This is a genomic window from uncultured Mucilaginibacter sp. (assembly GCF_903913935.1).
Classification (GTDB): Bacteria; Bacteroidota; Bacteroidia; order Sphingobacteriales; family Sphingobacteriaceae; genus Mucilaginibacter.
In genome coordinates this window covers 1-14,279 of sequence record NZ_CAIWNH010000389.1, presented here as the reverse complement: position 1 = coordinate 14,279, position 14,279 = coordinate 1, and the positions used below count along the sequence as shown (strand labels likewise).

General features: G+C 45.3%; 15 protein-coding genes. 6 read left to right on the top strand and 9 right to left on the bottom strand.

Annotated elements, in window-relative coordinates:
* Window positions 1-79: 79 nt before the first annotated feature.
* The 3 genes from selD to efp all read right to left on the bottom strand — a co-directional run bounded on the left by selD (window position 80) and on the right by efp (window position 2,854).
* On the bottom strand, window positions 80-1,129 hold the full coding sequence (selD, locus tag QZY09_RS15660; protein WP_367119230.1) for a selenide, water dikinase SelD: 1,050 nt from the start codon (window positions 1,127-1,129) through the stop codon (window positions 80-82).
* Window positions 1,119-2,171 carry a tRNA 2-selenouridine(34) synthase MnmH gene (mnmH, locus tag QZY09_RS15655; RefSeq protein WP_295673877.1) on the bottom strand — a complete coding sequence of 351 codons (1,053 nt, stop codon included), beginning with the start codon at window positions 2,169-2,171 and terminating at the stop codon, window positions 1,119-1,121. Before mnmH ends, selD begins: the two co-directional genes overlap by 11 nt.
* A gap of 122 nt (window positions 2,172-2,293) precedes the next feature.
* Window positions 2,294-2,854: an elongation factor P gene (efp, locus tag QZY09_RS15650; RefSeq protein ID WP_295673876.1), complete on the bottom strand. Its 561-nt coding sequence runs from the start codon at window positions 2,852-2,854 to the stop codon at window positions 2,294-2,296.
* Between the two features lie 209 nt (window positions 2,855-3,063).
* On the opposite strand from efp, the gene QZY09_RS15645 reads away from it, so the two are divergent.
* Together QZY09_RS15645 and QZY09_RS15640 are read left to right on the top strand one after the other, a co-directional pair.
* Entirely contained in the window at window positions 3,064-3,513 is a 450-nt protein-coding gene (locus QZY09_RS15645) for a DUF6252 family protein (RefSeq protein ID WP_295673875.1), read from the top strand.
* Between the two features lie 238 nt (window positions 3,514-3,751).
* Window positions 3,752-5,431 carry a glutamine--tRNA ligase/YqeY domain fusion protein gene (locus QZY09_RS15640; protein ID WP_295673874.1) on the top strand — a complete coding sequence of 560 codons (1,680 nt, stop codon included), beginning with the start codon at window positions 3,752-3,754 and terminating at the stop codon, window positions 5,429-5,431.
* Between the two features lie 29 nt (window positions 5,432-5,460).
* On the opposite strand, the gene QZY09_RS15635 is transcribed toward QZY09_RS15640, so the two are convergent.
* The 6 genes from QZY09_RS15635 to QZY09_RS15610 form a co-directional block, all read right to left on the bottom strand.
* On the bottom strand, window positions 5,461-6,300 hold the full coding sequence (locus QZY09_RS15635) for an N-acetylmuramoyl-L-alanine amidase (RefSeq protein WP_295673873.1): 840 nt from the start codon (window positions 6,298-6,300) through the stop codon (window positions 5,461-5,463).
* 118 nt (window positions 6,301-6,418) lie between these two features.
* Window positions 6,419-7,387, bottom strand: coding sequence for a Gfo/Idh/MocA family oxidoreductase (locus QZY09_RS15630; protein WP_295673872.1), 969 nt, complete (start codon window positions 7,385-7,387; stop codon window positions 6,419-6,421).
* Window positions 7,388-7,452: 65 nt separating this feature from the next.
* Window positions 7,453-8,508, bottom strand: a complete 1,056-nt coding sequence (locus QZY09_RS15625; RefSeq protein WP_295673870.1) for a hypothetical protein — start codon at window positions 8,506-8,508, stop codon at window positions 7,453-7,455.
* A gap of 324 nt (window positions 8,509-8,832) precedes the next feature.
* Window positions 8,833-9,720, bottom strand: a complete 888-nt coding sequence (locus QZY09_RS15620; protein ID WP_295673869.1) for a class I SAM-dependent methyltransferase — start codon at window positions 9,718-9,720, stop codon at window positions 8,833-8,835.
* Window positions 9,721-9,833: 113 nt separating this feature from the next.
* The gene (locus tag QZY09_RS15615; RefSeq protein ID WP_295673866.1) at window positions 9,834-10,586 is read right to left on the bottom strand and encodes an ABC transporter ATP-binding protein; all 753 of its coding nucleotides are present in this window, start codon (window positions 10,584-10,586) and stop codon (window positions 9,834-9,836) included.
* Complete coding sequence (locus QZY09_RS15610) at window positions 10,583-11,314, bottom strand: ABC transporter permease (protein ID WP_295673864.1); 732 nt, start codon at window positions 11,312-11,314, stop codon at window positions 10,583-10,585. Before QZY09_RS15610 ends, QZY09_RS15615 begins: the two co-directional genes overlap by 4 nt.
* Window positions 11,315-11,548: 234 nt before the next feature.
* Between QZY09_RS15610 and QZY09_RS15605 the strand changes: the two genes are divergently transcribed.
* The 4 genes from QZY09_RS15605 to QZY09_RS15590 form a co-directional block, all read left to right on the top strand.
* Window positions 11,549-12,055 carry a GtrA family protein gene (locus QZY09_RS15605; protein WP_295673862.1) on the top strand — a complete coding sequence of 169 codons (507 nt, stop codon included), beginning with the start codon at window positions 11,549-11,551 and terminating at the stop codon, window positions 12,053-12,055.
* A gap of 218 nt (window positions 12,056-12,273) precedes the next feature.
* Window positions 12,274-12,978 carry an SDR family oxidoreductase gene (locus QZY09_RS15600; RefSeq protein WP_295673861.1) on the top strand — a complete coding sequence of 235 codons (705 nt, stop codon included), beginning with the start codon at window positions 12,274-12,276 and terminating at the stop codon, window positions 12,976-12,978.
* A gap of 24 nt (window positions 12,979-13,002) precedes the next feature.
* A complete protein-coding gene (locus QZY09_RS15595; protein WP_295673858.1) occupies window positions 13,003-13,602 on the top strand; it encodes a PspC domain-containing protein in 600 nt (199 codons plus the stop codon).
* A 32-nt stretch (window positions 13,603-13,634) separates the two neighbouring features.
* Window positions 13,635-14,279, top strand: a 645-nt coding sequence (locus QZY09_RS15590) for a DUF5668 domain-containing protein (protein WP_295673856.1), incomplete at its 3' end; no start/stop codon positions are given.

Here is a 14,279-nt window from a genome sequence, read left to right as displayed (position 1 = left end):
TAACCTTTTGAGACAATCGACTTTTGAGACAGCCTCATAGCGTCCGGTTAGCCAAATTAAGAGCTATAATATACAAAATCTATACCACTCTTACGAGCGGCTCGTCTGTCCTATCCTCCAGCCATCCAATGGGCAAAATACATTTTTCAGCGATGCCATTGTCGCGCAGCAAAGCTTCAAAGGCCGCAATGTCAGTGGTATCAACGGCGATGAGGAGGCCGCCGCTGGTTTGCGGGTCAGCCAGGATGTTTTTTTGGAGGTCGGTAATTGCGGCTATTTTATGGCCATAGCTTTTCCAGTTACGAATGGTACCGCCGGGGATACAACCCAGGGCAAGGTATTCATCCACAGCTTCAATTTTAGGGATCTTGTCAAATTCAATCACAGCCTGCAGGTTGCTGCCTTCGCACATTTCGGCCAGGTGGCCCAGCAAGCCGAAGCCGGTAACATCTGTCATGGCTTTTATTTCGGGCAGGCCGCCCATTACTTCACCAATTTTGTTGAGCATGCACATGCTTTGCAGCGCCGTGGCGGCATCTTCTGGTTTTAAAACACCGCGTTTTTGGGCAGTGCTTAAAATGCCTACACCCAGGGCTTTGGTAAGATAGAGGCGGCAGCCGGCCATAGCAGTGGAGTTTTGTTTAAGATTTTTAACCGGCACAATACCATTAACTGCCAGCCCGAAAACAGGCTCGGGGCAATCAATGCTGTGGCCGCCGGCCAGGGTAATACCGGCTTCGGCGCAAACAGCACGCGATCCTTCGAGCACTTTTTGAGCCGCTTCTGCCGGGATCTTATCTATGGGCCAGCCAAGTATCGCTATGGCCAGCACAGGCTTTCCACCCATGGCGTATACATCGCTAATGGCATTTGCTGAGGCGATGCGCCCAAAATCATAGGCATCATCCACAATCGGCATAAAAAAGTCGGTGGTGGAGATGAGCGCAGTACCATTACCCAGGTCGAAAACGGCGGCATCATCCCGGGTATCATTACCCACCAGCAAACGGGCGTCGGGCGCATGCTTTATCGGGCTATGCAATATGGTATCCAATATCGCCGGACTAATTTTACAGCCGCAACCCGCACCATGCGAGTATTGGGTGAGTTTTATATTTTCAGTGTCCATGTAATTTTTCTGAACTTGTTAATACTATTTGCTGTGCGATGATGAGCCCGGCATTGGCCATAGCGTCCGCGCTATCAGCATTAATTTCCATAATTTTTGTTTGGTCGCGCTTGGCAAGTCCGTTGCGGTAGCTTTTATCATAATAAACCAGCACGATGCGGATAAAATCAGCCATGCGGTCTTCATCAATTGCGTTTATTGCATTTTTAGTTTGTTCGGGACCAAGACGTTTCCAGATCTTTTGGGTACATTCTTTCAGGAAGTCTTTATCGAGCACTCCATATTCGCCTACTAAAAATTCAACTCTTTCTTCGGGCGGAACTTTAAGCACGATAAGGGGCGCAATGCGCATCTGGTGGAATAAGCCATTGGGGATAAAACGTTTACCAATAGTGATGCTTTCGTCTTCCACCCATACCGATCGCTCGCGATCAAGGAGGCGGAGTACTGCAGCCAGGTTGTTTTCAAACTGTTCCTGCGTAGGCTGCTCCAACCCATTCATCGACCCAAAAGCCGAGCCCTGGTGTTGCGCGAGGCCTTCCAGGTCGATCACCTGTTCGCCAAGTGCCTTTAGCTGGTGCAGGACCTTAGTTTTGCCCGAACCGGTTAAGCCGCCGAGTACGCGGATGTTAAACATTTCGGCAAAGGTATCTTGTGTTTTGCGTCGATAGTGTTTATAGCCGCCGGTAAGCAGGTAAACTTCAAAACCATACAGGTCAAGGCACCATGCCATCGCGCCGCTGCGCATTCCACCGCGCCAGCAATGAACGGCTATCTTTTTATCAGGGGAAATCTCCAGCGCCTGTTTAATGAAACCCGACCATTTAGAACCCGTCAAATCAAACCCCAGCAAAATAGCCTGTTCCCGGCCCACCTGTTTATAAGTGGTGCCTACCTGCACCCGCTCTTCGTTGCTGAACAGGGGGATATTATGCGCGCCGCAAATATGGCCCTGCGCAAATTCGGCAGGGGTGCGAACGTCCACCACCGGAATACTGCTATCCAGTTGCAAAAAGGTATTGATGCCGGTATTTTTGATCATGATGATGGGTAAGGCAAGTTGCAAAAATTAACCCACAAATCCAGCACTACGTCATTGTAATAACGGGGTGGTGGTTTTATGGGTTAAATAGTATGCCTGGAATTAAATGAAGCTCTTAGCCCTTATTTCACACGCTCCACGTATTCGCCGGTGCGGGTATCTACTTTAATTTTATCGCCCTGATTTACAAAAAGAGGGACTTTTATTTCTATACCATTTTCGGTAGTGGCTGTTTTTAAAGCACCGGATGAGGTATCGCCCTTAACAGCGGGTTCAGCATAGGTAATTTCCAATTCTACAAAATTGGGCGCCTGGGCCATAATTGCTTCTTCACTTTCAAATGAAACGATTACGCTCATACCTTCTTTCAGGAACCGGGCAGATGGGCCAAACAACGATTTGGCAATGTTATGCTGATCGTATGTAGTATTATCCATAATAACCATGTAATCGCCTTCGGCGTACAAGTATTGGAAATCATTGGTTTCTACGCGGCAAATCTCCACCTGCTCATCTGTAGCTAAACGGGCCTCAACTACTCTACCTGTTTTTATGTTACGAAACTTATCTAAATAAAATGCCCCGCCCTTGCCTGGTGTACGGTGCAGCACTTCGGTAACGCTTACCAGTTCGCCGTTAAAACGTAATATGTTCCCTACTTTAATTTCAGATGCTTTTGCCATGAGAATGCGCTTGTAAAATTTGTGCCCAAAGATAGATTAAGTTATGATAATTGCCGGGGTAAAAAAATTAGCATTTTTTTTAATGCTGAGCACGGAATGTTGAATGCGCAGTGGGTTTGATTGAAACGGCAGTTCGGGTAATTATTTTATTAGGGTACAATCACCTAAGGCTGTAGTTTTTTACTACCTTGCATCAAAAACCTAACATCATGAAACCAATTAAATGGGCATTTTTAGCCCTTACCTTATTCGCTGTCACCCTCAATTCCTGTAAAAAAAGCGCTACTAAGCCGGCAGTAACCAGCAGCATCGCGCTTAAATTTAACGGAACGGCGTACAGCACATCCACCATTACAGCAGCATACAAAAGCGGAGCCTTACAGATCATCGGCTCTTATGTTAGCGGCACAACGCTTTACCTGGCTATCCCCAGCAACGTTAAGGTGGGCAGTTTCGACCTGTCAACCGGGGCCGGGGCAGCAACTTTCAGCACGGGATCGTCTGCCTCGTTCTTTGGTGATTCGGGCAGTATTGTCATTACTTCATTTACCAGCACTACGGTGGCCGGCACGTTTGCATTCCATGGAACTGATCTTACCACCAGCAATACCTGCACCGTTACCGAAGGTACTTTCCAGGCTACCTACGCCACACAATAAAAACAGCAAAATTCGCGCGGCCTGTAACCAGGCATCGCATTGCGGGTTTTACAGGCAGGGCCCGGATTGATCAGGTTAATGATGCGGGGTGGTTTGTTTTTGGCCAGACCCACGAGTAAGTCCCCCGGGTAAAAGAACAATGCCTGAGCTTAGCAACACTTACACTAAGTGAATTTAGGTATCATCTCAACGTGCATTCCCCATTTTTTCCTATTTTTGCCATCTGTTATACTATATCATGAGTGAAGAAAGGTCATTAAATTTTTTAGAGGAGATTGTTGAAGAGGATTTACGTACCGGCAAGCATGCTGGCAGGGTACTTACCCGTTTTCCGCCTGAGCCTAATGGTTACCTGCATATCGGCCATGCAAAATCTATCTGCCTGAACTTTGGGCTGGCCCTTAAATATGGCGGCAAAACCAATCTCCGCTTTGATGACACCAACCCTGTTAAAGAAGACATTGAATATGTTGACAGTATTAAGGAAGATGTAAAATGGCTTGGTTTTGAATGGGCCAATGAATTATACGCTTCCGACTATTTTGATAAGCTTTATGATTTTGCAGTTATCCTGATAAAAAAAGGGCTGGCCTATGTAGACGATAGCAGCGCCGAGGAAATAGCTGCCCAAAAAGGTACGCCAACGGAAGCCGGAACAGCTAACCAGTTCCGCAGCCGCAGTGTGGCAGAAAACCTGGCTTTGTTTGCTGATATGAAGGCCGGCAAATACCCGGATGGCGCTAAAGTTTTGCGTGCAAAGGTCGACCTGGCATCGCCAAACATGCACCTGCGCGACCCTTTGATGTACCGAATTAAACATGCCCATCACCACCGCACCGGCGATACATGGTGTCTTTATCCCATGTACGACTTTGCGCACGGGCAGTCAGATGCCATCGAACAAATCACGCATTCCATCTGTACGCTGGAGTTTATCCCGCACCGCGACCTTTACAACTGGTTTATTGAACAACTGGAGATCTTCCCGTCAAAACAATATGAATTTGCAAGGCTGAACCTCAATTATACCGTAATGAGCAAGCGCAAGTTGCTGCAGCTGGTTACCGAGGGGCATGTTGAGGATTGGGACGATCCGCGTATGCCCACTATAAGCGGATTGCGCCGTCGCGGTTACACACCTGCTTCCATCCGTGATTTCTGCGACCGCATCGGCGTAGCCAAACGCGAGAATATGATCGACGTTAGCCTGCTTGAGTTCTGCATCCGCGAAGATCTGAACAAAACCGCCTGGCGCCGTATGGCTGTGCTTGACCCAATCAAAATGGTGATCACCAACTATCCGGAAGGTGAAACGGAAACGATGTCCGGCGAGAACAACCCAGAAGTAGAAGGCGGCGAAGGCGGCAGGGACATCCCATTTGGTCGTGAACTTTGGATTGAGCGCGAAGATTTTATGGAAGAGCCGCCTAAAAAATTCTTCCGCCTGGGTGTGGGTTTATCTGTGAGGTTAAAAAGCGCCTATATTGTTACCTGCAACAGTTTTGTAAAAGACATAGAAGGAAATGTTACGGAAATCCATTGCACCTACCTGCCTGAAAGCAAATCAGGCGCGGATACCAGCGAATTAAAGGTGAAAGGCACCATCCACTGGGTGAGCGTAGCACATGCTAAAACCGCCGAAGTGCGCCTTTACGACCGCCTTTTCCAGGTGGAAGACCCAAGCAACGAGGACAACGACTTTAAAGAATATTTAAACCCGCACAGCTTACAGATACTTTCTAATGCCTATATCGAAAACGACCTGGCAACGGCTATCCCCGGTAAAGGCTACCAGTTTATCCGTAAAGGGTACTTTACGCTGGACAAGCACTCAACTGCTGATAAGCTGGTGTTTAACCGCACGGTTACGCTGAAGGATAGTTGGAAGGCCCCCCAACCCCCTAAAGGGGGAGCTTAGCGCACAGCGTTTGAATTTTTACTCCCCCTTTAGGGGGCCGGGGGGCTGTATTTCTGATAAACATTATACAGTACATTCAAATCCAGCTGTGTGACCTCCGGTTTAATATCTGTTTGCACAAAGTGGCGTTTAAAGGCTACGATAGCGGCTTTCGGGTCAGAGGTATCGTAGCCGATCAGTTTTAGCGCAATGGTATAATCAAAGCCGTCAGGGGCCAGCTCAAGTACGTCATCACTCCAGTAGCCAAATCCATGCAAAGCAAGGGTTTTCCATGGGAAAAAAGGGCCCGGGTCAGGTTTGCGTTTGGGGGCAAAGTCCTGGTGACCAATAAAGTTAGCCTGCGGGATGTTATAACTTTTCTTCAGCTGGGCCAGTAACAGCAGCAGGCTGTTGATCTGGGGCGCGGTAAAAGGTCCGCTGCCGTTATTATCTATCTCGATGCCTATTGAGCAGCTGTTCATATCTGTTACGCTGCCCCATTTGCCCAGGCCCGCATGGTTGGCCCTCAAATAATCATTCACCATGTGTACCACCTTCCCATCCTTGCCGATAACATAATGGGCGCTAACCTGCGTACTGGTAATCGTAAAAGTATGCAGCGTTTGGGCCAGCGAATCCTGCGCGGTAAAGTGAATGATCACATAATTGGGCTTCCGGATACCAAAGTTAACTGTGCCTACCCAGGCTGAGGGCACCGGCATACCGCTGCTGTCGCGCAGTGTATCCGGATTTTGCATTTGTATAGTGGCTAAATATCCTTTTGTTTTCTCCTTGTATACCTTGTTGGTTACCGCATAAGGACCTTTAGGCGAACAAGAAGCCAGGAGAAGGAGCACTAGCAGCGTAAAGTAGCAATAGCCGTTTTTCATACGTAGCTAATTTAACGATAATTTTGGCTTAAGAGACCCTTAGGTTTCGGAATTGTTACAAAAAGGGATGCGGGGATAAATTCAAAATGTAACGCTTTTGCGCAGGCGTTAAGGGTTATTACTCCCCTTTATACTTCAAACCAACCTGTGCCCTTGCCTCATCCAGCATGCCGATCATCTGCCTGGACATTTCGTGGCTAATGATTGGGCTCTCGGTCGTATGCTGACGAACCAGTTCGCAAAAATGTGCAATTTCGTAATTAAGGCCACCGGTAGTAAATGGCTCATTCATTTCAACTATCCGGCCGTCGAGGTAATCAATCGTCGCCCGCGTAGGGTTCCACCAATTTTTATGAATGGTAACGTTGCCTAAAGTGCCGCAAATCAGGGCATCGCCTTTTCCGTGAAGATCGAAACCTGAATATAGCTGCGCATAGCCCCGCTCATGCTCGGTTTGAAAAATCGAAAACATATCAATGCCGGTTTCTCCGAACCTGCCCAGCGCCTGAACTTTTTTGGTATTACCAAGCCAGTCAATCGCTAAAAATGCTTCATAAATACCGATCTGCATGATGCTGCCCCCAACCAGGTCGTGGCTGAAATTAGGATGATCGCGGCTGATGTCTGCCACTGACGAACCCGCCCGGACATAACCAACCGGGCCAATCGGGTCAATGAGCAAATATTCTTTTAGTTTTTGATATAATGGAAAGAATGGAGGTTTCATCCCCTCCATAAACAGCAAGCCTTTTTCGCGGGCTACGGCAAGTATACTTTCTAAAATGGCGAGATTGGTGGCCGCAGGTTTTTCACACAGCACATGTTTACCGGCATTAAGCGCTAAAATACTGTATAATGCATGACTATCAGGCAACGTTGCGATATAGACAACATCTATATCGCATAAAAGTAATTCTTCAACTGATCTGCAAGCCCTGCCGCCGTACTGTTCGACAAAACTATCAACTGTCTCTGCCCTGCGCGACCAGCAGGCAACCAACTCCGTACCCGGCACCTCATGAAGGCCCTGCACAAAGCGATGCGCAATGCGCCCGCAGCCGATGATTCCCCACTTTAGTTTGTTCATAGTTGATGGTTCATAGTTCATAGCGGCTATAACTAATCTCTAATCTCCAACCTCTAATCTCTAAACTACTGGTACTGAATATAAATCGGATGCGGTTTGTACATCTTAATTATTTCCTCGGGCGTAAGCATGTGATGAGGCGGCAACCATGAGTCATTTTTGTAAAACAATTTGAAGCCGGTAAACTGTACCGGGTCGTGATATACATAATCGCGGTAGGTGCCGGTCTTTAAATCAGGGGGACCAAAGCCATCCATATCCATAACAAACTGAATTTCGGGGTGCAGCTTAATGTTCTGATAATTGGTGAGCATTTTACGCGTAAAACGGTGCACAATAAAAATTTTGGGAGGCAGGTTATATTTCCTCACCACATTGGCCAGGTATGCCGAAACATAATTAACATCGGCCGCATCATAAGTGCCTATTTTTTTGCCGGGGTGGATACCGTCCTTCATGGCAAATTCGGGGTCAATACCGCAATGTACGTTAGGCATTTCCCAATATTTTTCCAACTTAGGCAGTTCCGCGCGGATATTACTCAATGCTACCTGTATATCCAGGAAAAGTATAGCATGGGCTCTTTTAGCCAGTCGCAATGCACTATCTATTTTTTTACTTGGCATGCGGTTGATATACATGTTATCCTTACCTGGGAAACCGGCAGCCACTACCGCGATATAATGTAAAGCAGGCTGAACAGGTGTTTTGGGGTCGGCTTTCTCCCAATGTTTTACCTCTCCATGTAGTTTGGCCAACATTTCATTTGGTGGCAGCTCGCCAAGGATACCCATCTTTTTAGCGGAGAGGTTACCATAAAACGCTACCACACGTTTAAATGGCAGTATCGCTCCGGGGAGTGGGTAAGGCGCATTTTTAACCGGCCATTTGCCGGTGGTATCACCGTTCGCCATGCGCTTCATCAGCGTATCATATAATTTCTTGTCCAGCGGCGGGTAAACTATCTTTTCGGGAATAGTGTCTTGCGCGGCGGCGGCAACAGCCCCCTTTTTAGTAGTATCCTTTGCGGATGTTTTTGCAGTGTTTTTGCTTTGGCTGCAGCCCGATATAAAAAGGATAGATGATGCCAGAAATGCAGCTGAAAGAATGATGTTTTTCATTTAATATTGTTTTTTCCTTAAGGCGGGGTATTATTTACTTTTACTTTATTTGAGTTTGTATATGACCGGGGACGTGCAATATAACACCTTTAAGTTAACCGGTATGTTTAAAATTATCAACAGTTAAAGCTGCTTTTCAAAAACATATTTAAACCATATGTTTTTGAATGTGACATTTAAAAGGTTGACCTGTCCATTATCATTTCGGTGTCAAATATAACAATATCTGTGTACATGCCGGTTGGAAATATCCGCTATCCATCTTATGAAAATTATGGGCATGCGGGCAAGCCTTTTTACTGAAAGTTTCTCTTATCAGCAATTCTATTTTTGGTGTTTATAAAACTTCCCGAAAACCCCTAAAGGCAATTTGAGTCCTGACGTGGCCTGCAGGTAGAGCTCGCCGGTTTCAAGGTTTTGCACCTGCGGATACGCGCTTTTGATCAGGTTTTCAATAATTACAGAAGAGAAGCCCAGCGAATATATATTCAGGATCAGGAAGTGCTCATCCGGATCAAGCAATTGCATAACATCGCCCATCATTTCGTTGATGCTATCTTCCAGTTTCCATTTCTCGCCGTTCGGCCCGTGACCATAGGCCGGTGGATCAAGGATGATGCCGTTGTACTTTTTGCCCCGTTTCAACTCGCGTTTTACAAATTTAAGCGCATCTTCAACTACCCAGCGGATATTGGTGATACCTGAAAGCTCCTGGTTTTCATTGGCCCAGGTAACCACTTGTTTAATAGAATCCACGTGGGTAGTGTCCGCTCCGGCAGCCTGCGCAATTAGGGAGGCGCCTCCCGTGTACGCAAACAGGTTAAGTACTTTAGGCTCAGGAGTTTTAAATTTTTTAATGTTTTGCGTGATATAATCCCAGTTAACCGCCTGTTCAGGAAAAATGCCCAGGTGTTTGAAAGACGTTAAAGCCAGCCTGAATTTGATACTCGCTTCGGGATTTTTATATTCAATATGCCAGCGGTCGGGCGTAGTAGGGTTCTTTTTTATCCATTCGCCGGACGTTGCCGAGCGGCCCTTAAATTTAATATGGTGCAGCTTTTGCCATTCAGCATTGCTTAAAGCCTTGCTCCATACCGCCTGTGGTTCAGGCCTGATCAATATTACATTGCCAAAACGTTCCAGCTTTTCAAAATCGCCGCAATCAATCAGCTCATAATCTTTCCAATGGGTGGGTGTGAGAAGTTGGATCATTTTTTAGTCTTAAATCTTGAGTCCTAAGTCCGGATAAAGCACTTAAGATTTTTGCAAATATAGGAATATGAAATAAACTAACTTATGACTTACGACTCCGGACTAAAGACTTTCTACAGCTTCTCCCGCGCTGCCTGCATAAACTTGCTGGCAAATACAAACGAGTTCAGTTCTTTATTATCCGTATGCGCGATCTGGTGATTGGAACCCTCCCACCATTTTTCGCCGTTATGCAAAAATATAATGTTATCACCAATCCCCATCACTGAATTCATATCGTGGGTAACTACCACCGTGGTAGTTTTAAATTCCTCGGTTATTTCGTTGATCAGTTCATCTATCAGGATGGCTGTTTTTGGGTCGAGGCCTGAGTTGGGTTCATCCACAAACAGGTATTTGGGCTGCATGGATATAGCCCTGGCTATCCCTACCCTTTTTTTCATCCCGCCTGAAAGTTCTGAAGGAAAGAGTTTATTTTTCCCTTCCAGGTTTACCCGCTTCAAACAAAAGTTAGCCCTGTCAAGCTTTTCAGACTTTGACATTTCTGTAAACAGGTTGAGCGGGAAGATGATATTTTGCTCAACGGTCATGGAGTCAAACAATGCGGAGTTTTGAAACAGCATCCCGATCTGTTTACGGATAGGTACACGGCCTTCAAAATTCATCGCGGTAAAATTCTCCTTATCATAATACACTTCGCCCTTTGTTGGTTCATGCAATCCCACGATGCATTTTAACAACGTAGTTTTGCCCGACCCGGAACTGCCTATAATGAGGTTATTTTTGCCTGCTTTAAAATTGGCGCTTATGCCCTTCAGCACAGCGTTTTCCCCGAAGGTTTTATAGATATCAACAATTTCAATCATAACAGGAGGCTTGAAATTACGAGGTCAGCAAACAGGATCCAGATACAACTGAAAACAACGCCCTTTGTAGCCGATTGGCCAACTTCAAGCGATCCGCCTGATGTATAGAAACCAAAATATGAACAAACCGAGGTTATAATAAAGCCAAATGCAATTGATTTTACTGCACATACCGTAACAATTACAGGGTTGAAACCATTTTGTAAACCCATAACATAATCAGCCGTGGCAATGTTACGCGATGCTGCGCAAGCAATATATCCTCCCGATAAACCAAGGATCACCGAAGTAATGGTTAACAGCGGGATCATTGTTAAGCCCGCGATGATCTTCGGTGCTATCAGGTAGCCTGGCGCATTTACCCCCATTATCTCCAAAGCATCAATTTGTTCGGTTACTCGCATGGTGCCGATTTGAGAAGCAATACTGGAGCCTACACGACCTGCGAGGACGAGGGCCGAAATAGTTGGGCTAAATTCAAGAATGGTTGAATCGCGCGAAATACTACCGACCACCGATTTTGAAATATAGGGGCTTAATAGCTGAAAGGCTACCTGGATAGCGGCAACAGCGCCGATAAAAACTGAAATAATAGCAATGATCCCTAAAGAACCTATGCCTATGGATACCATTTCGCGCATGATCTCGTCCCAGTAAACACTGAACTTCTCGGGTTTGCGGAAACTTAAACGAAGTAAAAGTATGTATCTTCCTAAACTATGAAACATCTATCAATTAAAAATTGGCTAAAAATACTACAATTTGTCGTGGTAATTCAATCGGGCTTAAATTTAGTAGCCTCAATGCCCGCTAAACCCAATACTTTAACATTGTTCTGACTTAAGGGTTTTATTTAATACTACTTAAATAAACCAAAATATTAGCTTTACCCGTCCTATTCTGCCGATCTATATCGTAAATTAGCTTCTGTTTAAATATTGCAAAAAAAATAAACAACCTGGATGAGAAACCTGCACCATGCCCTGCGGCGCAATATTTTACAAAGCATTGATTTTTTTTATACCCCTTTTAATAAGATCATACCTTTGCAAACATTCAGGTATGCGGCTTGCGGTGGGGTAAATACCGCTTTTGATATTGGCCTTTTCACCCTAAGCTATCATTTTATATTTAACAAACGGAACCTGGCACTGGGCCCGTTAACGCTCAGCCCTCACATCGCCTCCTTATTTTTCGCTTTCTGCTTTAGCTTGCCTTCTGGCTTTTACCTTAACCGCTATATTGTTTTCCAGCATTCCGGCTTAAAACGGCATACACAAATGGTAAGGTATATCATCGTTGTGCTGATATGTGTAGTTTTTAACTTTTTATTTTTAAAGCTTTTTGTAGATTATTTCGGATGGTATGCTACCCCTTCAAAAATACTCACCACGCTGCTGATCATCGTCTTTAGCTATACCAGCCAGACTTATTTTTTCTTTAAATTAAAGCCGCATCATCAACAATAACTTGCCTTTGCTGTTTTTTAACAGGTTACCAATCTAAGCCCTTTCGCGTTTACCGCTACTTTCCCCCTGTTTACCGAAAATTTGGCCCGCTTTGCCAATCGGTTAATTACACCTGTGCCTTTATCAATTAGATTTGTTTCAGTAAAGTTTATTGATGTATAATTACTGCTATAAACTAACATTGTAAATACAGCTTTAAAACTTTACAACAATAAAAAATGAAAAACGCAATCATCACCGCAGCAACAAAAGGAATGGGAAAAGCAATAGCAATAGCTTTTGCCAAGGAAGGCATCAACCTGGCCATATGCTCAAGGAACAATGATGAGCTTGCCGCTTTCAAAGCTGAATTGGCGGCGATCAACCCTAAAATAAAAGTATTTACTTCAGTAACTGACTGTAGCGTAAAAGAACAGGTTAAAGCATTTGCGGTAGAAGCAGAAGTTCAGTTGGGCACCATTAGTATTATCGTAAACAATGTTGGGATGTATACTTACTCCAGCATACTGGATGATACGGAAGACGCCTTTACCAAACAGGTAAATACAAACCTGGCACCAGCTTACGAGCTTTACCGTTATTTCGGTAAAAAACTAATGGCGGCACGTAGCGGGCATATCTTTACCATCTGCTCGGTGGCATCTTTAACCCCAATTGCTGAGGCTGGCACCTATAGTGTAACAAAATACGCGCTGCTTGGTCTCAGCAAAGTAATGCGTTTGGAGCTGCAGCCATACGGTGTAAAAGTTACCGCAGTTATACCGGGCTCAACCCTCACTGCATCATGGGATGGCATGGAAGTGGAAAAAGACAAGATGGTATTGCCCGAAGACATCGCCTCGGCTATAGTTAATACTTATAAAATGAGCCCTGGCGCAAATGTAGATGAAATAATAATTAAACCGGCCTTTGGCCAAATATAAGATCAACTCTAAAAACACAATAAAATGAACAAAAAACTATATCGCGACGAATACCACAAGGTGATAGGTGGCGTTTGCGCAGGACTGGCAGAGTACTTCGAAATGGATCCTACCATTGTACGCCTGATTTTTGCATTCGCCTTTTTTGCAGGCGGCGTGGGCTTTATCCCTTACATTGTTCTATGGATAGTGCTTCCAAAAAAAGGATATCCCTATAACAAATTTGGCAGCCCGACGGTTGATTATACCGTTCCGCCACAGCAACCCGGATCAACTTTTACCCCGCCATATGAGCAAAGCAACCCTTTTGGTGGCAGCCAATATAAAGCCGACCCGGTGACTAATATGCCACCAAAACAAAGATCGCACGCGGGCATCATTGTAGGCGCTGTATTGATCATGATCGGTGCCGGCATTTTGATCGACAATTACGATCTGATACCCGATTTTGATTTCGAAAGATTATGGCCCGTTGTATTTGTTGTAATTGGCCTGGCGCTGATTGCAAGCGGGCAAACCCGGCAGGTTTGGGGTAACTCCGCAGAGGAACAGCCCGCCAAAAATGATCCGGGTAATACGAACGATATTCCGCCCGCAACTGAAAATACTGCAACTGCTGAATAAATAAAATTGATAGCCAATTAAAATTAAAGATCATGAAGAACGATAAACTGATCCCGGGTGTAATCCTGGTGCTTATAGGGGCAGCCATCCTGCTGGCCAATTACGGTTACCTGCACTTTCATTGGTGGAACATCTTCCGCCTGTGGCCAATATTCCTGGTTATTGGGGGTATAAACCTCCTGTTCGCACATAACAAATCGCCCTGGGCAACCATCCTGAAAATTTCGGTGGTAGTGTTTGGCTTCGGGCTGGTATTGTTCGGCAACTTTGGCGACCGCTATAGTTTTTGGCCAGGCAGTCATATCAACTGGAACAATAATAATAACGACGACAACGATGATAACAACTCGGACGATAATAACAAAGATGATAATGACAAAGGCGATGTTAAAACAGCGGTTAACGGTGTATTTAACGAACCTTATAACGCCAAGATTAAAGTAGCCCGCCTTAACGTAAGCGGTGGCGCAACAAGTTATTATTTATCAGGCACTACTGATCAGTTGTTCAGCGCTGCTACCCGCGATAACTCAAACCGCTATATACTTACCAGCTCAAAGGATGAAGATTCTGTTTACGTGGTTAATTTCCACATGAAAGACCGTAACGAAACGCACTTTGATTCGGATAAAAGCCGGGCTGACTTTAGCCTGAACACCAACCCAATTTGGGAAATC